This is a genomic window from Halopelagius fulvigenes, from assembly GCF_042662625.1.
Classification (GTDB): domain Archaea; phylum Halobacteriota; class Halobacteria; order Halobacteriales; family Haloferacaceae; genus Halopelagius; species Halopelagius fulvigenes.
In genome coordinates this window covers 718,432-735,563 of sequence record NZ_JBHSXH010000015.1, presented here as the reverse complement: position 1 = coordinate 735,563, position 17,132 = coordinate 718,432, and the positions used below count along the sequence as shown (strand labels likewise).

Genomic DNA, 17,132 nt, shown 5'->3' with positions numbered 1-17,132 from the left:
CGGCGAGGCCATCTCCCTCCGGTCGATGTCCTCTCTTCTCGATGGTCTCACCGACGTTCCACTCGCTCACTTCGTTCGCTCGCGGGACTCCCGGCGAGAGTGTTCGAACCGAACCCCTCCGTCTCGCATTCAATCTCCAAATCGAACACCCGTCTTCTCAGCGGAGTCAGATCCGAATTACAGAGGACGGAAACGTTCGGATCGGTCGTGTCTCAATTTAGATAGAATTTCGTTCTTGTCGGAACGTTTTTCACTCCGGAACTCCCCGGTGACGGCATGACGCATCTTTCGGTGGTCGCAATCGGTCTCGGCTCCCTCGGCAGACTGGAGAGCCACATCGCAAACTCGCTCGACGACGTCGAAATCGTCGGCGGCGCGGACCCCTCCGGGTCCGCCCGCGCGACGTTCGAATCGGAACTGCACGCGCCGGCGTACGACTCCCACGAGGAACTGCTGGACGCCGTGGACGCCGACGCCGCCATCATCTCCTCGCCGCACACCCTCCACTTCGAGCACGCGATGTCGTGTCTCGAACGCGGCGTCCACGTCCACCTGGAGAAGCCCATGGTGACGGACTTGGCGGACGCGCGCACCCTCGCCCGCGAGGCGGAGGCGCGCGACTGCGTCCTCGCCGTCGGCTACCAGCGACACTTCGACGACCGGTTCCGGGAGATTCGGCGCGTCATCGACGAGGGCCGCATCGGCACGCCGCACATGGCGACCTGCCACCTCGAACAGGTGTGGATAGACGCCGTCGGCGACAGTTGGCGCGGGAACCCGGCGCTGTCGGGCGGCGGCCAACTCTACGACTCGGGGTCGCACCTGCTCGATTCGCTCCTGTGGGCGACGCGGAGTACGCCCGTGGCCGTCGCCGCGACGGTGGACGCCCGCGGCGCGGACGTGGACGTGAACTCGGCGCTGGCCGTGACGCTCGAACGCGACGACGGCCGCATGACCGCGAGCGTCGGCGTCTCCGGCGCGGGGCGGAGTGCGCCCGCGCCCGGCGAGATGCTCTCCGTCTGGGGCACCGAGGGCTCCGTCTCCTTCGACGGCGAGACGATCCGCGTCACCGAGAACGGGACGACGTACGAGGCGACGCCCGAGGAACCGTCGTTCGAGGACCTCACGGAGCGGAAACTCGGCAACTTCTTCGACGCAGTTCGCGGCGACGCGGAGTCTCAGATTCCCCCCGCGGACGCGGTGAAGGTGACCGCACTCACCGAGGCGGCGTACGAGTCCGCCGACTCCGGCCGCCGCGTCGACGTCGACGCGAGCCTCGACGGGAACGTCGAATCACCCGTCGAACCCGTTCAGAACGACTGACGAGGGAGAGCACCCGATTTTTCACGGCGCGACGAGTCGAGAGAGCGCGCCGGAGGACCCGGAGACGCCGCCCTCGTTCGTGAGGACGTACAACTCCTCGCCGTCGCGGCCGAACGCGAGGACGTTCGAACCGAGCGACGGCGACCCGACGACGGACACCTCCGAGACGGGCCACGGAACCTCCCCGGCGTCGGGGTTCGCGGCGAACAGGCGGCCGTCCGCCTGCCAGTCCGCGAAGACGTACGCCCCCGAGAGGGCCGGAACCGCGTCGCCGCGGTAGACGTACCCGCCGATGACCGCCGCGCCCGAGGGGCCGTCGCCCGAGTGGGAGTACTCGATTACGGGGTTCGCGAGGGGTTCGCCTGCGGGGGTCTCCGAGGGGCAGTCGTCGGCCTCGAAGCAGGCGGTGCCCTCGCGGACGTTCCACCCGTAGTTTCCGCCCCTCTCCACGCGGTTCACCTCCTCGTACGCGCTCTCGCCGACGTCGGCGACGTACAGGTCCTCGCCGTCGAAACTCGCTCGCCACGGGTTGCGAAAGCCCCACGCGTACTGCTCGTCGAAGCCCTCGCGCCCCACGAGGGGGTTGTCGTCGGGGATCCCGTACGGCCTATCGTTCGCGCGGCTATCCACGTCTATCCGCAGGACGCTCCCGAGGCGGTTCCGCGTCACGTCCTGCCCGTTGCCGCCGGACACGGCGTCGTACCAGTCTTCGGCGTGTCCCGTCCCGCTGTCTCCGCTCCCGCCGCCGTCGCCGACGCCGACGTAGAGGTAGCCGTCCGGGCCGAAGACGACGAACCCGGCGTTGTGGTTCGGTTGCGGTTCCGGAATCTCCAACAGCGTTCGCTCCGCCGGCGAGGGGTCGTCCGCGCCGGGGTCCACCGTCAGTTCGCTCAGGACGAACGTGTGGCTGTAGTTCGAGGGCGTCCCCTCCCGGTTCGGAGCGCTGTACCTGACGAACAGGCGGCCGTTCTCCGCGAAGTCGGGGTGCGCCGCCATCCCCAGCAGTCCGCGCTCGGAGTAGCCGCTCACGTCCACCACGCGGTCCCGGAGGTCGAGATACGGCCTGTCGGCGCGGCCGTCCTCCGTCACCGACCAGACGACGCCGGGTTGGTCCGCGACGAACCGGCGGTCGATTCCCGCCGGCGCGCAGAGGTCCACCGGCGCGGCGAACCCCTCGGCGACGCGTTCGAGTCCGACCGTCGCGTCGTCGAGCGACGGGGTGCCGGCGGCGGTACCGGTACCGTCGGAGTCCGTCGTCGCTGTGTCCGTCCCAGACGAGTCGCCGCCGCACCCGGCGAGTGCGCCCGCGAGTGCCGCGGCGGACGCGCCGAGGAACCGCCGTCTGTCCACGGAGACCATGGGCGGACCTGGGGCCGGGGCCGGATTAAAGCCTCCTCCGGCGGGTCGGTCGGGTGGTTCCCCGTTCGATTCCGCGCCGGATTCCGAATCCCTTACCACCGGACGACACCGAACCGGAGGTATGGACAAGGTACTCGTCGCCGAGAGCGTCCGCAAGTCCTACGGCGACGTGGAGGCGCTTTCGGGCGTCTCGCTCTCCGTCGCCGAGGGCGAGGTGTTCGGACTCATCGGCCCGAACGGCGCGGGGAAGACGACGCTCGTCCGGGCGTTGACCGGGACGACGGCCGTCGAGGGGGAAGTCAGCGTCCTCGGGTCCGACCCGGCGGCGGTGGACGAGTCCCGCGTCGGCCTCCTCCCGCAGTCGTTCTCGCCCGCGAGTCGCCTGACGGCCCGCGAACTCGTCTCCTACTACGCGGGCCTCTACGACGAGGCGCGCGACCCAGACGCCGCGTTGGCGGACGTCGGCATCGAGGGCGACGACGCCGACGCGTGGTACGAGAACCTCTCGGGCGGGCAGAAGCGACGGACGTGCGTCGCGGCGGCCCTCGTCAACGACCCCGACGTGCTGTTCTTGGACGAACCGACGACGGGCATCGACCCCGCGGGGCGGCGGTCGCTGTGGAACCTGCTCGAATCGCTCGCCGACGGCGGGACGACGGTGTTTCTCACCAGTCACTCGATGGCCGAGGTCGAACGCCTGTCGGACCGCGTCGGCTTGCTCAACGACGGCGAACCCGTCGCCGTCGGGACGCCCGCCGACCTCGTGGCGGCCCACGGCGGCGACAGCAGACTCCTCGTGGAGACGACGGCGGACCCCGACCCCGCCGCCCTCGCCGACGGGCGGTTCAGCGTCTCGACCCGGGGGGAGAAACTGATCTTCGAGGGTCTGACGCCCCGCGACATCGGCGACGCCGTGCGCGCGTTGGACGACGCGGGCGTGGCGTTCGACTCGCTGACGTGGACGGAACCGGACCTCGAAGACGTCTACCTGTCGCTGACGGGCGAGTCGTTCGAGGCGGGCAGGCGGCCGAACGCGGCCGCGGAGGCGGACGCCGACTCGAACGCCGACGCGCCGGTCGCCGAGGCGGGAGGTGGTCGCCGATGACCGCCGCCGGGCGCGTTCGCTCGACGTTCTTCGCGTCGTGGCACTCGTTCCTCCGCCGCCGGACGGCGGTGTTCTTCACGTTCTTCTTCCCCGTCATCATCGTCCTCATCTTCGGGGCGTTGGTGCAGACGCAACCGACCGGCGGCGGCCTGTTCGCCGAACCGGCGGGCTACTACGTCCCCGGCTACCTCGCCGTCGTCGTCCTGTTCACCCCACTCTCGCGCGTCGGGTCGAGCATCGCCCGCCACCGCGAGGGCAACCGCTTCGAGAAGTTGGCGACGACGCCCCTCACGCGCGCGGAGTGGTTGCTGGCACAGACGCTTGTGAACGTCGTCGTCATCGGCCTCGCCGCGTTGGCGCTTCTCGTCCTCACGGTTCTCGTGACCGGCGTGTCGCTTCCGCTGACCGCCGAGACGCTCTTGGTCGTCCCGTTCGTCGCCCTCGGCGTGACGCTGTTCTGCGGCCTCGGTGCCGTCATCGGCCGCGTCGCCGACTCCCAAGACGGCGTCATCGCGGCGTCGAACGCCATCGCGTTGCCCCTCCTGTTCCTCTCGGAGACGTTCGTCACGCCCGACCTCCTGCCGGCGTGGTTCCGCCCGGCGGTGAACCTCTCGCCGTTGACGTACTTCGCCCGCGGCGTCCGCGCGGTGACGTACGCCGACGCCTCCGGGGGTGCGCTGTTCAACTTAGCCGTGCTGACGGCGTTGGCAGTCGCGTTCTTCGCCGCGGGGGCGTACGCGATTCCGCGGACGGACTGAGGCGACGCCGAGAGAGCGAACGTCGGCTCCCGGTTCTCTCACGGCGATTTGAACGTGGGCTGTTCCTGCGTCGGCGTGGTGAACGGCGTGATGGCGACGGTTCGCTCCGAGACGACGGAGAGGCGCAGCACGTAGGAGATGAGTACCATCAGTGGAGCCGTGCCGACGGTCGAAACGACGAGGATGACGAACGACAGTTGGCCGATGCTGGCGACGGTCGACGGGGTAATCGACAGTATCGTGAGGACGGTCATCGTCAGGAGGATGGCCGGCGTCCCGACGTACAGGAGGCGACGCGACAGGCGCGCGAGTTCCACCTGCATGTAGAGCGTCTTCAGGTACTGCCGCGCCACGTCTATCTGCTGGAGTCGGACGACGAGTCTCTCGAGCGTCTCCTCCATCTCGTCGGGGAGATCGTCGCCGCGTTTCTTGCGGAACTCGACGATGTCGTACATCTCCTGTGAGTAGTTCGAGTCCAACATCAACACGAGCGTGCCGAACACCTCGGAGTCGCTGTCCTTGATGCCGCGAAGTACCGACGCCGCGTGTCTGTCGAGCGGTTTCGACCACTCCTCGACCTCCCCGTCCAACTCGCTTCCGAGGCGTTCCCGCTGGCGTTCGATGTCGCCGAGGGCGTCGCAGATACCCTCGAAGAGCACTTCTACGAACGCCGCCGGGGTGACCGGCGCAGTGTCCACAGCGGTGAGTTCCACGGCCTTCTGGCGGTACTCTCTGGCCTCAGATATCTGCTCGCGGAGTTCGCCGAGGTCACTCAACTGCCGGGAGATGACGAGTTGGTTGATGGAGAGCACGACGGCCACGAGGGTGAAGTTTCCGCCGAAAATGGCGCTCAGCAGGTAGTAAACCGGCGAGAGTTTGATGTGGCTCACCTTGAACCACCAGTCGAGGAGGCTCACGAACGTCCCGAACACGACGAGGAGGATGGCGGCCAAGACCAGTCGGCTCCCGTCGAGGAACACCCACTCGTGTACCTTCGACGGAACTGTTCGCGCCGCCCGGCGGTACGACCGAAGGCGGACGTCCGTCTCTCCCTCGTGGTGTTGAGCCATCGGTTCCGTAGTAACGGTGCGGCCGGGAAGTGCGTTCTGCCCCCGAAACGGACGGTCAGCGGACCGGAACGTTCGACCCGCGGCGCGCGCCGCCGCGCCCGCCCTCCCGCGCGCGACGTTCGCGGCGGCGGTCCTCGGGCGAGGGGCGTTCGTCCAAGGTGACGGAGAGCGTCCTCTCTACGCCGTCGCGTATCACGTCTATCTCGACGGGTTCGCCGGGGCGCGTCTCCGTGATGAGATAGCGCATCAACTCCTCGTGCGAGCGGAGTTCGTTGCCGCCGATGCCGACGATGATGTCGCCCCCGACGGGGACGCGTTGGCCGCGGACGTCGCGGGTGTCGTCCGCGCCCCTGAGGGCGTCCGATTCCGTCTCGTCGGACTGCGTCCGACCGTCCGTTGAACTCCGTTCGGCGATGTCGTCGGGGCGTCCCCGGCGGCCCGCCGAGCTCTGCTCGGCGATGTCGTCGGATTGTCCCCGACGGCCCGCAGAGCTCTGCTCGGCGATGTCCACGACGAGGACGCCGCGGGGTTCGTCCGCGCCGTTGGCTTCCGCGACGGTGGGCGTCACGTCGAGCGTCCGCGCCCGCAGGTACGAGTGCGCGTAGCGGCCGGACTCGACGAGTTCCGGGACGACGCGTTCGACGATGGTGGGCGAGACGGCGAAGCCGATGTTGTCGCCCTGTCTGGCGCGGTTGACGCCGACGACTTCGTAGCCGCCGTCGCCGTCGAGGGCGACGAGCGGACCCCCGGAGTTCCCGGGGTTGATGGGCGCGTCCGTCTGGACGACGTCCGGGATGGCGAACCCGCCGGAGGTGGGCATCGACCTGTTCGACCCGGAGACGATGCCCGCGGTGATGGAGCCGTCGAGTCCGAGCGGGTTGCCGAGTGCGGCGACGGGCCGGCCGGGCGAGGGGTTCTCGCCGGCGACCGGAAGCGGCGTCGCCGACTCCGGGAGGTCCTCCACCGCGACGACGGCGAGGTCCGTGTAGGCGTCCGTCCCGACCACCTCGCCCGTCGCCCAGCCCCCGTCGGCGAACCGGAGTTCGACGGCGGCGGCCCCGTCGACGACGTGTTGGTTCGTCAGCACGTGCTGGTCGTCGTAGACGAACCCCGACCCCGCGCCGACGCTCGGCGCGCGGCGGCCGACGTACAGCGAGACGACGGAGGGGATGACGTCGCGGTACAGCCTCTCGTAATCGGTTTCTCCGAACATGTGGTGTACGACCCTCGGGGTCGCTTACGTCGGGTAAGGGTCGAGAGGTGAAGAGGTTGTCGCGCGTTCACACTCGCCACGGAAGAACCGTCGGCGGATGCGGAGGTCGGACGAGGGGGCCGAGTCGGTGCCGTCCGTCGGTCCCGGGGGCTTAATAGCGAACGCGGCGGAGGTGGAGACGACATGGTCGCACTCGACGTACACGAGGACATGCAACGACTCACCGAGAGCGGCGTCGTCGCGGTGATGCGCGGGGCCGACGCAGACACCGTCATCGAGGTGGCGCAGGCGCTTCAGGAGGGCGGCGTCACGGCGTACGAGATAACCGCCGACAACCCCGACGCGATGGAACTCATCCGCGAACTGTCGGCGTCGTTCACGGACGACGAGGCTATCGTCGGCGCCGGGACGGTCCTCGACGGGGAGACGGCGGGGCAGGCCATCCGGGCGGGCGCGGAGTTCGTCGTCAGCCCGAGTTTCCACGAGGACGTCGTCGAGACGAGCAACCGCCACGGCACCTTGGTCGCGCCGGGCATCTTCACGCCGACGGAGGCGATACGCGCCTTCGAGACCGGCGCGGACTTCGTGAAACTGTTCCCCGCCTCCACGGCGGGGCCGAAGCACCTATCGAGTATTCAAGGGCCGCTTCCGCAGATTCCCATCATGCCGACGGGCGGCATCGACATCGACAACGCCGCAGACTTCATCGAGGCGGGCGCACTCGTCGTCGGGGCGGGCAGTTCCATCATGGACGCCGACGCCATCGAGTCGGGCGACTACGAGTCCATCACGGAGACGGCCCGCGAGTTCACCGACGCGATAGAGTCTGCTCGGAATTAGAGCAGCGAGCGAACGCGGTCCTCGTACTCCTCGGGCACGCGTTCGCGGAGGGCGTCACCGTCGGTTTCCCCGTCCACGGAGACGAGGTACGCCGCCCCGTCGTCGTCGCCGTACGCCCGTTGGAAGTCGTAGACGAACCCCGAGACGGTCACGTCCTCGGGGACGGCGTCGCTCTCGACGAGGAACTTCACCTGTTCGCGGACGAGGTACTCGACGAGGCGGTTGACCGCCTCGCCCGTCTCCGTCTCCGTCTCCTCGTCGTAGATGCCTTCCTCCGCCGCCGCCTCGACGTACGGGACGAGTCGGGATATCGCCTGTTCGACGCCCGGCAGGGCGTCGCCCCCCTCGCCGCTAACCGCCCGGTAGGCGGCGGTGACCGCCCCGCACCCGGTGTGGCCGAGGACGACCGCGTCGTCCACGTCCAGCGAATCGACGGCGTAGCCGACGGCGTCGTTGGCGACGAGTTCACCGTCGGCGTCCGTCCACGCCTGATTGCCGACGTTGACCGACGTGAACAGTTCGCCCGCCTCCGCCACGTCCCACGCGCCCTCGGCGGGGACGCGCGAGTCCGAACAACTGACCGTCACCACGTCGGGGTCTTGGCCCTCTCTGAGCCCCGAGAAGTGGTCGGCGGCGGTGTCGCGTACGTGTCGCTCGTTACCTTCCAGCAGTCTCCGGAGTCCGTTCGAGACCATACGGGACGGTGCGAGCCACCGGGAAAAATGGTTTACTCACCGACGGAGAATCACCGTCGCCGAAACGGTCGTCGCCGGCGGGTTCTTCGTCCGGCTCCTACTCGGACACGATACCGTATGGAGGCCACCCGTCCGCTGAGTCCACCTCTGAACTGACCGAGTCGGTTCCGTAGGGAGAACGATACGCGCTACACTGGCGGGTACTTCGGTCTGAACTACGAGCAGAGAACCCCCTCGGAAACCGCCGGTGAGTCGCCGGCTACTCCTCGCCCCGCGTCTCGTCCCGGACGACCGAGTCGTCGTCCGCGGCGTCGGATTCGTCCGCGATATCGGCGTCGGTGCCGGACGCGCCGTCGGTTTCCGACGCGTTGTTCTCGACGACTGCGTCGTCGCCCTCGGGAACGCCGCTCGTTCCTGCACCGTCGCCCTCGGCGTCGCCTTCGCCCTCGCCTTCAGAGTCGGCCTCCGATTCGAACTCCGCCTCCGCGGCGGCCCGCCGCGTTCGACGCTGTTCGGCCTGCCGGGCGGCGCGGGCGGCGATGAGTCGGCTGTCGAGTTCGTCCCGGAGTCGGTCGGCGCTCGCGGCGTCGATATCGACGGCGGCGGCGTCGCTCCCGCCCAGCGAGAGCGACCCCGCGGTGTCGATGGTGACGGTGGCGAGGCGGAGGCGACGCTGGAATATCGTCCGGGTGTCGATGACCGTCTGGATGCGGTAGTACGGGACGGCTTTCGTCTCGCGCTTCAACACGCCGTTTCGCGTGACGACGTGGTCCGGACCGAGCCAGTAGCCGCGGTGCTTCCACTTGTAGTGCGCCGCGACGGGAATCGCCGGCAGGACGAGCCCGGTCCAGTACCACGGAATCCCGCCGAAGACGGTGTTCGCGGCGTACAGCACGCCGGTGAGAACGGAGAGCGCGATGAGATAGCGCGCGGCGTACCGGCGGCGAGTCCGCTTCGGCGGGCGTTCGAACGCCGGCGACCCGACGCGTTCGATGTCGTTCACGAGCGAGTCGATTCGCTCCCGCCGCGCGAGGGGAATCGCCGCCTCGGACCCGCGGCCGTTCTCGCTGCCGCCCGGTCCGTGCCCCGCCGTCTCGATGAGGAGCGTCGCGTACCCCGCCCACCGCTTCAGCGGGTTGTCCGCGACGGTCAGCGTCTGCACCTTGTCGAACGGAATCGACCCGTCGTACCGCTGGAGCAGCCCGCGTTCGTACTGAAGTTCGTCCTCCGACCGCACGAGGCGGAAGCCGTAGTAGTTGACGACGGCCACCGTCGCGCCGGCCACCCATGAGACGAGAACCGCGGCGACGACGAGGACGACGACGCCGACGACGGCGGTGGGGAACCCGAACGCGTCCGGCAGGAGCGACGTGACGAACGGGACGGATCCCGAGGCGAACAGGAACACCGCGCCGGGGATGCGGAAGTCGAACGAGAGCGCGCCCAAGATTGCGAGTTCGCGGTCGTCGAGGGAGAACAGTTCCTCCGCGGGCGCGCGCGTCTCCGGTTCGGCGTCCTCGCCGCGCTTGAGGCGCGGCAGTTCCCGCTGGAGGCGTTTCGCCTCCTCGAAGGAGACGTAGCGGAGCTGCGCCTCGGTTCCGCTCCCGCCCGCCGTCTCGAAGTTCACCGCCGCGATGCCGACCGCTCGTTGGACGACGTTCCGGGAGATATCGACGTTCTGGATGCGCCGGAGCGGTATCTCGCGCGTCCGACGAGCGACGACGCCGGAGTGGATGTCCAGCGTGTCGGCGGTGAGGTCGTACCCGAACAGGCGGTAGTACGCCGCCTCGTAGGCGATCAGGAGGGCGACGCCGCCGCCGGCGACGACGACCAACGCGGCGGGACCGGCGAGTCCGACGAACGGGAGGTTCATCCCCCCCGTGGCGAGGGCGAACGCGACGAACGCGAGGACGCTCCCGCCCCGTTGGATGACGCGGTACGGCACCGAGAGCGCCGAGAGTCGCTGCTCGGGCATCTCAGACCGCGTCCTCGCCTTCGGAGCGGATGGCGAGCCGCTTCAACCGCTCCTGTAGTTCCTCCGCGCCCTCCAGCGTGAGCCCCGGAACCGTCACGTCGGCCCCGCGGGACCCCGCCGTGTAGACGACGGTTCGCGCCAGTCCGACGAACCGTTCGGTGGGGTTCCGAGCGGAGTCGACGTGCTGGATGCGGACGAACGGGACGACCGTGCGGACGCGGGTGAACACCCCGCGTTCGAGGTACAGCGAGTCGTCGCGGACCTCGTACGTCCACGACCGGTACCGCGCGACGGCGAGGAGGACGCCGAGAACGAGGAGGGTGCCGCCCACGGCGAACGGCGTCCACGAGGGGAGAAACGGCGGGGCGAAGAAGCGGACGACGGCGAAGGCGATACCGCCGAGTATCGCCGCGGTAATCGCCGAGCGACCGGCCCACAGCACTTGGACGCGCGGGTGCAGTCGCGTCATCGTCGTGCGCGACCGGCGGTTACCTGTCGGGACGCGGGCGAGGCGATGATGGTGCGCATGGGCGAGAATTTCCCCTCGCGGGATAAATAGGTGTGGCCGCGACCGACCGCCCGCGCCGCCTCACGCCGTCGTCGAGACGGTCCGGTCGATGCGGGAGAGCGCCGTCTCCACGAGGCGGCGCGCCGAGGCGAGGGCGTCCAGTCCGGGATGCGAGCAGTCCACGTCGTGATAGAGGTACTCCGTCACGCTCGGGACCAGACCAGAGAGGGTTCGCCGGTGGGCGGCGAGCGTCCGTTGGCGCTCCCGCGCGCGTTCGTCCAGCCCGTCCCGAAGGGCGAGGACGTCCTCGCGGAGGGCGAGGAGTTCGTCGAACGACCGGGCGGAGAGCGGTCGGTCGTCCAGCGACGAGAGCTCCCCGACGACCCGTTCGACTCCCTCCTCGACGGCGTTCAGCGACGCGAACTCCTCGTCCAAGATGCCGAGGAACTCCTCCCGTTCGCGGACGGCGTTGGCTGCGGCGGAGACGACGGCCCCCCGCAGTTCCGGCGAGAGCCCCGGCCCGGCGGTCATCCCGGCGGCTATCTCGTCGCCGAACTCCGCGGCGAGGCTTTCGGGGTACGCGTCGCCGTACTCCTCCTCGTAGTGGGGGACGTTCATGACCGTCCGTTCGTACGCCCTCCGGACGGCGGCGAGCGAGGGCGGCGTCTCCCGACCGGCCGTCTTCACCCCGAGGGGCCCCCTCGCCGACCCGGCGGCCGTCGAGGGCTGGACATCCGCGACGGCGGAGCGGAACGACCGGAACGCCGCCTTCTCGTCCACGCACCGCTGCCGTTCGCGCCCGAGCGACTCCCTCGCTTCTTCGACGTGCGTCCGCCTCAGCGCCATCGAATCCCCTCCGGCACGTCGTCGTAGTCGGTCTCCCTCCGATGGGCCGCGGGGCTTCGCTCCGCGACGTTCTCGCCGGAGCGGGCCCGCTCGCGTTCGTCCGCGAACGGGACGTTCGACCCCGCGAGCGCGCCGTCGGCGGCGTGGGCCGCGATGCTCCGCCCGTGGGCGTTCCCGTCCCGCACCAACTCGTACGCCTCCGCGCGCCCGTTCGCCCCGGAGAGCGGAACCATCCGAACGTCGGTCCCCGAGGGGCCGACGTCCACGAGAAGCATCGCCTGCGGGTACGAACACGTCGCGGGCGCGATGAGTTCCCGAACGCCGCGCTTCCGCGCCGTCGCGGGCCAGTGGATGTGTCCCGAGAGGACGAGCGGAACGCTCCGCTCCGCGAGGAGTTCGAGGAGTTCCTCGGCGTTGCGCAGTTGGTAGAAGTCGCCGTCGGCGAACGGGCCGGTGTGCTCCCGCGGGTGAAACAGGTTGTGGTGGAGGGTGACGAGGGGCGTCTCGGCGTCCGCGAGCGTCTCGTCCAACCACGCGAGGTGCGCGTCCGGGATCAATCCCTCGTGGGAGTCGGCGAGTTCGCCGTCGCCGCCGGCGCTGTCTAACCCGAGCACGTCCACGCCGCCGGCGCGGACGCGGAACGGAAGCGCGCCCGCGGCGTACCGGTCGGCGAACTCGGAGACGGGCGGCGTCTCGTAGTCGTTCCACGCCTTCGGAACGTCGTGGTTGCCGGGGACGGCGACCCACTCACCGTCGAGTTCCCGGAGCACCTCGTCCGCGCAGGCGAACTCCTCGGGCCGGCCGTCGCGCGTCAGGTCGCCGAGGAACACCGTCAGGTCCGCGTCGGCGTCGGCGGCGGCGGCCACGGCCGCCCGGAGTCGCGTCTCGGTTCGGTGGTACGCCTTCCACGTCCCGGACGCGGTGGGCGTCACGTGCGGGTCCGAGACGACGGCGATTCGCGTCCGCGTCGGGGAGAGCGGACGCGAGAGTCGGGCGAGGAGCGGTCCGGGAGCCGAGTCCGAGCGCGCGAACTCGTCGTCGGGGTACGCGTCGAGACTCATCGCTCGACGGTTCGCTCGTACGTTCCGAGCGCGGTGTCGCGGCGGACGACGATTCGTCCGTCCGACTCGCGGAGTTCGATGGTCAACGGGGCGTCGCTCCGGTCGGTTCGCTGCGTGTCGTCCCCTTGCATCTCGTCGGGTGATGCGCCCGCTCCGGGGTTAAAAATATCGTATGGATTATACGTTCTTCGTCGTATCCGTATGTTCTCTCTATAGTGACAGGTACACTCAGTAGAACGACGCGCCGGTAGCCAACAGACCGGCGTCCACGAGGAGCAGGACGCCGACGACGGCCGCCGCGCGGAAGACGCCGATAGCGTCTCTGGCGGGCGCTCGAACGCGTTTCTCCTGCAGGCCGTCGGAGAGTCGCCCGTTGCCGACTTCGACGAGGGCGGCGAGCGCCAACCAGAGTGCGAGCATGGCGAGGACGAGGTGACCGCGTCCGGTTCCTATCAGGGTCTCGATAGTGTATCTCGTCCCGGCGAGGTGACCGCCGGTGAGGAACATCACGACGGACGCGCCGCGGGACCCCCTCACGAGCGTTCGGGACAGCGATTCGAGGGGGGCGGCGTCGAGCGACCCCCCGACGGCGGCGGGGAGAATCGCGCCCGCGACGAAGACGACGCTTCCGACCCACAACGCGCCCGTGAGAACGTGCAGTACCGTGACGGCGGTATCGACCAGCATACCGACACCTCCGTTCGCCGCCGTTTGAACGTTACCGGTTTCCGACCGGTCGTCCGCGGCGACGGGTCGCGGGCGGACGGCCACGCCCGTTCTGTTTTGTATCCGGCCCCGGTAGGGACGGCGTATGGCAGACGAAGCAGACGCCGACGGTAGCGACGGGAACGACGAGTTCGAGCGGGTTCGAGAACGGGCCGTCGCCGCCCTCGAGGAGGGAGAGCCGATCTCGATATACCTCGGGCTGGTTCACGAAAACGGCGCGAACGAGTACTACTTCGGAAACGACGTGGACGAACGCGAACTCCGGGAGGCGGCCACCGAGCAACTCGGGATGCTGACGCGAGTGCTCGCGGACCAGTCGGCGGCGAGCGTCGAGGAGATAGCCGAACTCGCCGTCGAACGCGCCGAGGCGATGAACCTACAGCCGTAACCGTCGGGTTCGGTCAGCGTCGGGGGACGTTCTTCGGCGCGGCGGGGGTCGTGCCACGCCCGCGACCCGGCGTCTACCGGCGCACGTCCAGGACACTCCGAGAAGTGAGACGCGAACCGCGTCAGCGATGCGGCGAGACGTCGTCGCGCGTCGGTCGCCAGACGTACACGGACGACCCCGAAAACTCCGTCTCCTCCGGCCGCCCCCCCGTCGAGGACGCCGAGGATTCCCCTCGATCGCGGTACCGGCGGGCGGCCAACCCGGCAACGAACAACCCGAGGGCGACGCCGAGGGAGACGTACCGGAGTGCGCTTCCGACGCCTCCGATTTCGCCGTCTCCGCTTCCGCCGCCGCCGTCGCGGGTCGATTCTCCGCCTCGCGTTCGCTCCGAGAAGGATGGTGCCATAGACGCCCTTCGCGAGCCGTAATTATACGCTTACGGGTTCGTCTCTCCGCGTGCGTTCGACCGACGGCCCACGCGCATTCGTCGCGCGAGGCGGTCGCTACCGGGCGGATTCGACCGCGTCGCGCAGTTCCGACAGCGTCGCGTCGTCGCCCGCGCCGACGTAGAGTCCCTCGACGCCGCGTCCGTGCGAGCGAACGCCGCTCTCCTCGGCGAGGAGTTCGCCCGCGTGCTGTTCGTACACCTCGGGGCGGAGGCAGACGATGCCCTCGATGCCGCCGCGGGCGAGCAGTCCCCAATCGACGCACGGCGACCACGTCTGGACGACGCGCTTGCACCGAGGCCGGAGGGCAGCCTCGATTCGGTCGCCGAGGGCCGCCAGTTCCGGGTCGCGGACGGCCGAGAGGCCGCGGACGAACGAGACGGTGCCCCGGTCGAGGGGGACGTCGCTCCCGGCGGCGAGGCGTTCGCCGTTGACCGTCGCCCCCTCGCCGCGGCGGGCGACGTACAGCGAGTCCGGGAGCGGTTCGTAGATGGCCGAGACGACGGGCTCGCCGTCCCTGAGGACGCAGACCGCGGTGGCGAACGACGGGAGCCCCGACGCGAAGTTGTTCGTGCCGTCGAGGGGGTCCACGACCCACCGGAACCGGTGGTCGCCGTCGCGGCCGGACTCCTCGCCGTGGAAGGCGTGGTCGGCGAACGACTCCCGGAGGACGGACCGGATGCGCTCCTCCGCGGCGCGGTCGGCGTCGGCCTTCACGTCGTCGGTCCCGTACTCCGCGTCGAGTTCGTCGCCGCGGAACGCGTCCCGGAGATAGTCGCCGCTCGCGCGGACGGCCCGCGTCGCTACCGTCGCCAGTTCGTCGAGGGTCGGGTCGGCGTCATCGGACTGTGTCCGAGGGGCGGTCGAGCTCTGCTCGACTACGTCGCCGAGGGAATCTCGGCGGCCCAACGGACGTCGTCCGTCGGCGTCGGCGACGTCCGACCCGTCCCGGTCGGCGTTCGGGTGGTCCTCCATAGAGGTGGCCGGGCGCGCGACGGCAAGAGCGATTCGGTCGGGGCGACGCGACGACGCCTGACCCCGCGGCGCACCGACATTTTTCGTCCGTCGGCCCGTACGCCCGCTATGGAGTTCACCGTGGTTCAGGGAGACATCGCCCAGCAGTCGGCGGACGCGCTAGTCAACGCCGCGGGGACGAGCCTCCGCATGGGGTCCGGCGTCGCGGGCGCACTCCGCCGAGAGGGCGGCGAGGCGTTGAACGACGCGGCGGTCAGGAACGGCCCCATCGACTTGGGGGACGTGGCCGTCACGAAGGCCTACGAGTTGGACGCCGAACACGTCATCCACGCCGCGGCGATGCCGCACTTCGGCGACGGGGAGGCCACGGCGAAGAGCATCCGCGACGCGACCCGCAACAGTCTCGAACGCGCCGACGAACTCGGCTGTTCGTCGCTCGTCCTCCCGGCACTCGGGTGCGGCGTCGCCGGGTTCCCGTTGGAGGAGGGCGCGCGCATCATCGCCGAGGAACTCGCCGACTACGAACCGTCGTCGCTCTCTGACGTTCGCTTCGTCGCCTACGGCGAGGAGGACTACGAGACGATCCGGCGCGTCGCGGGGGAGGTTCGCGGCGACGGGGAGTGACGAGAGGCCCAGTAGAGTGACTGATGCGATTTTAGGGTTACTACCGCAGCGTGGCTCTGTTGAAACCCGCAGCAGAGTGCACCTCTTCAATCCCGGTTCACCCACGAGCGTTCAGTCGTGATGCGATGTATTTAGCGTCGGGGCAGACACCGTTGATAGTCGCCGAAACAGGTGTCCGCTGGAAGGAGAGGCCGAGGAAGTACAGCCTCGGTTCGTCGTCTACCACGCCCTTCTCGTGAACTGGGTAGCCGTTCGCGTCAAGAGCCAGTCCCGGAACCTCGATCCACTCGTAATCGGGTCGGAACCCTGTCGCCCACACCACCGCACCTACGTCGAGGACGGATCCGTCTTCGAGGCGCGGCTTCCCGTCTGTTACGCCCGCCGCCCGAGCCACTCGTTCGACTCCGCTCTGGCGGATGTCCGCTGGCGTGAGACGAATCAGCGGATCACCGCGTCCCTGACTGCGCTCTTTCACCTTCTGCCCCAACCACGTATCGACGGTGAACACGCGAGTGGCCAGCCACCAGAAGGGACGAGAGTTGAAGACGCTCGACGGAATGTGCCCGGTGTCACGACCTGACAACCGCGTGCTACGACCGGCGCGGGCGAGCTCGACAGCGATTTCTGCTCCCGAATTCCCGGCACCGACAACGAGGACATCGCCAGCAGAAAGTTGGTCTGAGTGTTGGTAGTCACTCGAGTGGAGCTGCGTGATCGACGGATCGAGCTCGTCAGCGAATGCGGGAATCCGGGGGTGGTGAAACGGCCCCGTTGCGACGACGACACTGGTAGCAGTCAACCGATCAGACCCGGTTTCTAGCACGTACCGGTCGTCGTCCCGGGTGAGCGACTCGACTTTCGTATCGAGGTGTACTGGGAGGTCGAATTCGGTGACGTACGCCGCCAAGTAGTCGGCCATCTCATCCTTGGTAGGGAAATAGTCGCCTGATGCCGGGAACGACATCCCCGGCAAGCTGCTATTCCGGGCCGAGGTGAACAGTCGCAACGAGTCCCACCGATCGCGCCACGTGTCTCCGATACGCTCGCCGGCATCGAGAATGAGGAAGTTTCGATCCTGTTTCCGTAAGTAATACCCGATGGCTAGACCGGCCTGACCGCCGCCAATCACGACGGTATCGAACTGCGGTTGAGATTCGGAAGCCATGTCCAGCAGTTTACATCTAATCAGAGCAATTTTAAGTAGTATGTGGGAACTCTGC

General features: G+C 68.9%; 19 protein-coding genes. 6 read left to right on the top strand and 13 right to left on the bottom strand.

Annotated features, from left to right (window positions below):
* The first annotated feature begins 276 nt into the window (after positions 1 to 276).
* Positions 277 to 1,323 carry a Gfo/Idh/MocA family protein gene (locus ACFQEV_RS13875; RefSeq protein ID WP_379697119.1) on the top strand — a complete coding sequence of 349 codons (1,047 nt, stop codon included), beginning with the start codon at positions 277 to 279 and terminating at the stop codon, positions 1,321 to 1,323.
* A 21-nt stretch (positions 1,324 to 1,344) separates the two neighbouring features.
* Here ACFQEV_RS13875 and ACFQEV_RS13870 read toward each other — a convergent pair whose 3' ends face one another.
* On the bottom strand, positions 1,345 to 2,682 hold the full coding sequence (locus ACFQEV_RS13870; RefSeq protein ID WP_379697116.1) for a PQQ-dependent sugar dehydrogenase: 1,338 nt from the start codon (positions 2,680 to 2,682) through the stop codon (positions 1,345 to 1,347).
* A gap of 121 nt (positions 2,683 to 2,803) precedes the next feature.
* On the opposite strand from ACFQEV_RS13870, the gene ACFQEV_RS13865 reads away from it, so the two are divergent.
* Together ACFQEV_RS13865 and ACFQEV_RS13860 are read left to right on the top strand one after the other, a co-directional pair.
* Complete coding sequence (locus tag ACFQEV_RS13865; protein ID WP_379697114.1) at positions 2,804 to 3,787, top strand: ABC transporter ATP-binding protein; 984 nt, start codon at positions 2,804 to 2,806, stop codon at positions 3,785 to 3,787.
* Positions 3,784 to 4,545, top strand: coding sequence for an ABC transporter permease (locus ACFQEV_RS13860; protein ID WP_379697111.1), 762 nt, complete (start codon positions 3,784 to 3,786; stop codon positions 4,543 to 4,545). The genes ACFQEV_RS13865 and ACFQEV_RS13860 overlap by 4 nt, the downstream gene beginning before the upstream one ends.
* A gap of 38 nt (positions 4,546 to 4,583) precedes the next feature.
* Here ACFQEV_RS13860 and ACFQEV_RS13855 read toward each other — a convergent pair whose 3' ends face one another.
* Both ACFQEV_RS13855 and ACFQEV_RS13850 read right to left on the bottom strand, forming a co-directional pair.
* Positions 4,584 to 5,615, bottom strand: a complete 1,032-nt coding sequence (locus ACFQEV_RS13855; RefSeq protein ID WP_379697109.1) for a DUF7972 family membrane protein — start codon at positions 5,613 to 5,615, stop codon at positions 4,584 to 4,586.
* A gap of 55 nt (positions 5,616 to 5,670) precedes the next feature.
* A complete protein-coding gene (locus tag ACFQEV_RS13850; RefSeq protein ID WP_379697106.1) occupies positions 5,671 to 6,828 on the bottom strand; it encodes a S1C family serine protease in 1,158 nt (385 codons plus the stop codon).
* A gap of 183 nt (positions 6,829 to 7,011) precedes the next feature.
* Here ACFQEV_RS13850 and ACFQEV_RS13845 point away from each other — a divergent pair, with 183 nt between their 5' ends.
* A complete protein-coding gene (locus ACFQEV_RS13845; protein ID WP_379697104.1) occupies positions 7,012 to 7,668 on the top strand; it encodes a bifunctional 4-hydroxy-2-oxoglutarate aldolase/2-dehydro-3-deoxy-phosphogluconate aldolase in 657 nt (218 codons plus the stop codon).
* On the opposite strand, the gene ACFQEV_RS13840 is transcribed toward ACFQEV_RS13845, so the two are convergent.
* The 7 genes from ACFQEV_RS13840 to ACFQEV_RS13810 form a co-directional block, all read right to left on the bottom strand.
* On the bottom strand, positions 7,665 to 8,363 hold the full coding sequence (locus ACFQEV_RS13840) for a carbonic anhydrase (protein ID WP_379697101.1): 699 nt from the start codon (positions 8,361 to 8,363) through the stop codon (positions 7,665 to 7,667). The genes ACFQEV_RS13845 and ACFQEV_RS13840 overlap by 4 nt on opposite strands.
* Before the next feature lie 259 nt (positions 8,364 to 8,622).
* Positions 8,623 to 10,338 (bottom strand): PH domain-containing protein, encoded by a 1,716-nt coding sequence (locus tag ACFQEV_RS13835; RefSeq protein ID WP_379697099.1) that lies wholly within the window; start codon positions 10,336 to 10,338, stop codon positions 8,623 to 8,625.
* 1 nt (position 10,339) lies between these two features.
* Entirely contained in the window at positions 10,340 to 10,807 is a 468-nt protein-coding gene (locus tag ACFQEV_RS13830; protein ID WP_379697096.1) for a PH domain-containing protein, read from the bottom strand.
* Between the two features lie 120 nt (positions 10,808 to 10,927).
* A complete protein-coding gene (locus tag ACFQEV_RS13825) occupies positions 10,928 to 11,692 on the bottom strand; it encodes a DUF7260 family protein (RefSeq protein ID WP_379697093.1) in 765 nt (254 codons plus the stop codon).
* Complete coding sequence (locus tag ACFQEV_RS13820; RefSeq protein ID WP_379697090.1) at positions 11,683 to 12,753, bottom strand: metallophosphoesterase family protein; 1,071 nt, start codon at positions 12,751 to 12,753, stop codon at positions 11,683 to 11,685. The genes ACFQEV_RS13825 and ACFQEV_RS13820 overlap by 10 nt, the downstream gene beginning before the upstream one ends.
* Positions 12,750 to 12,884: a hypothetical protein gene (locus ACFQEV_RS13815; protein ID WP_379697087.1), complete on the bottom strand. Its 135-nt coding sequence runs from the start codon at positions 12,882 to 12,884 to the stop codon at positions 12,750 to 12,752. Before ACFQEV_RS13815 ends, ACFQEV_RS13820 begins: the two co-directional genes overlap by 4 nt.
* A 97-nt stretch (positions 12,885 to 12,981) precedes the next feature.
* On the bottom strand, positions 12,982 to 13,440 hold the full coding sequence (locus tag ACFQEV_RS13810) for a copper resistance protein CopD (RefSeq protein WP_379697085.1): 459 nt from the start codon (positions 13,438 to 13,440) through the stop codon (positions 12,982 to 12,984).
* Positions 13,441 to 13,564: 124 nt separating this feature from the next.
* Here ACFQEV_RS13810 and ACFQEV_RS13805 point away from each other — a divergent pair, with 124 nt between their 5' ends.
* Positions 13,565 to 13,867: a hypothetical protein gene (locus ACFQEV_RS13805; RefSeq protein WP_379697082.1), complete on the top strand. Its 303-nt coding sequence runs from the start codon at positions 13,565 to 13,567 to the stop codon at positions 13,865 to 13,867.
* A 121-nt stretch (positions 13,868 to 13,988) separates the two neighbouring features.
* On the opposite strand, the gene ACFQEV_RS13800 is transcribed toward ACFQEV_RS13805, so the two are convergent.
* Entirely contained in the window at positions 13,989 to 14,273 is a 285-nt protein-coding gene (locus ACFQEV_RS13800; protein ID WP_379697079.1) for a hypothetical protein, read from the bottom strand.
* Between the two features lie 97 nt (positions 14,274 to 14,370).
* Positions 14,371 to 15,288 (bottom strand): inositol monophosphatase family protein, encoded by a 918-nt coding sequence (locus tag ACFQEV_RS13795; RefSeq protein WP_379697076.1) that lies wholly within the window; start codon positions 15,286 to 15,288, stop codon positions 14,371 to 14,373.
* Positions 15,289 to 15,396: 108 nt separating this feature from the next.
* Here ACFQEV_RS13795 and ACFQEV_RS13790 point away from each other — a divergent pair, with 108 nt between their 5' ends.
* A complete protein-coding gene (locus ACFQEV_RS13790; protein ID WP_379697073.1) occupies positions 15,397 to 15,912 on the top strand; it encodes a macro domain-containing protein in 516 nt (171 codons plus the stop codon).
* A gap of 97 nt (positions 15,913 to 16,009) precedes the next feature.
* Here the strand turns inward: ACFQEV_RS13790 and ACFQEV_RS13785 are convergent, their stop codons facing one another.
* Positions 16,010 to 17,077, bottom strand: coding sequence for a flavin-containing monooxygenase (locus tag ACFQEV_RS13785; protein WP_379697070.1), 1,068 nt, complete (start codon positions 17,075 to 17,077; stop codon positions 16,010 to 16,012).
* Positions 17,078 to 17,132: the final 55 nt, after the last annotated feature.

What these genes read in the sequence shown, in the direction of transcription:
- ACFQEV_RS13840 (WP_379697101.1), bottom strand. Translation starts at nt 8,363, where the DNA reads ATGGTCTCGAACGGACTCCGGAGACTGCTGGAAGGTAACGAGCGACAC.
- ACFQEV_RS13825 (WP_379697093.1), bottom strand. Translation starts at nt 11,692, where the DNA reads ATGGCGCTGAGGCGGACGCACGTCGAAGAAGCGAGGGAGTCGCTCGGG.
- ACFQEV_RS13790 (WP_379697073.1), top strand. Translation starts at nt 15,397, where the DNA reads ATGGAGTTCACCGTGGTTCAGGGAGACATCGCCCAGCAGTCGGCGGAC.
- ACFQEV_RS13805 (WP_379697082.1), top strand. Translation starts at nt 13,565, where the DNA reads ATGGCAGACGAAGCAGACGCCGACGGTAGCGACGGGAACGACGAGTTC.
- ACFQEV_RS13800 (WP_379697079.1), bottom strand. Translation starts at nt 14,273, where the DNA reads ATGGCACCATCCTTCTCGGAGCGAACGCGAGGCGGAGAATCGACCCGC.
- ACFQEV_RS13835 (WP_379697099.1), bottom strand. Translation starts at nt 10,338, where the DNA reads ATGCCCGAGCAGCGACTCTCGGCGCTCTCGGTGCCGTACCGCGTCATC.
- ACFQEV_RS13865 (WP_379697114.1), top strand. Translation starts at nt 2,804, where the DNA reads ATGGACAAGGTACTCGTCGCCGAGAGCGTCCGCAAGTCCTACGGCGAC.
- ACFQEV_RS13875 (WP_379697119.1), top strand. Translation starts at nt 277, where the DNA reads ATGACGCATCTTTCGGTGGTCGCAATCGGTCTCGGCTCCCTCGGCAGA.
- ACFQEV_RS13870 (WP_379697116.1), bottom strand. Translation starts at nt 2,682, where the DNA reads ATGGTCTCCGTGGACAGACGGCGGTTCCTCGGCGCGTCCGCCGCGGCA.
- ACFQEV_RS13855 (WP_379697109.1), bottom strand. Translation starts at nt 5,615, where the DNA reads ATGGCTCAACACCACGAGGGAGAGACGGACGTCCGCCTTCGGTCGTAC.
- ACFQEV_RS13850 (WP_379697106.1), bottom strand. Translation starts at nt 6,828, where the DNA reads ATGTTCGGAGAAACCGATTACGAGAGGCTGTACCGCGACGTCATCCCC.
- ACFQEV_RS13845 (WP_379697104.1), top strand. Translation starts at nt 7,012, where the DNA reads ATGGTCGCACTCGACGTACACGAGGACATGCAACGACTCACCGAGAGC.
- ACFQEV_RS13860 (WP_379697111.1), top strand. Translation starts at nt 3,784, where the DNA reads ATGACCGCCGCCGGGCGCGTTCGCTCGACGTTCTTCGCGTCGTGGCAC.
- ACFQEV_RS13785 (WP_379697070.1), bottom strand. Translation starts at nt 17,077, where the DNA reads ATGGCTTCCGAATCTCAACCGCAGTTCGATACCGTCGTGATTGGCGGC.
- ACFQEV_RS13830 (WP_379697096.1), bottom strand. Translation starts at nt 10,807, where the DNA reads ATGACGCGACTGCACCCGCGCGTCCAAGTGCTGTGGGCCGGTCGCTCG.
- ACFQEV_RS13820 (WP_379697090.1), bottom strand. Translation starts at nt 12,753, where the DNA reads ATGAGTCTCGACGCGTACCCCGACGACGAGTTCGCGCGCTCGGACTCG.
- ACFQEV_RS13795 (WP_379697076.1), bottom strand. Translation starts at nt 15,288, where the DNA reads ATGGAGGACCACCCGAACGCCGACCGGGACGGGTCGGACGTCGCCGAC.
- ACFQEV_RS13810 (WP_379697085.1), bottom strand. Translation starts at nt 13,440, where the DNA reads ATGCTGGTCGATACCGCCGTCACGGTACTGCACGTTCTCACGGGCGCG.
- ACFQEV_RS13815 (WP_379697087.1), bottom strand. Translation starts at nt 12,884, where the DNA reads ATGCAAGGGGACGACACGCAGCGAACCGACCGGAGCGACGCCCCGTTG.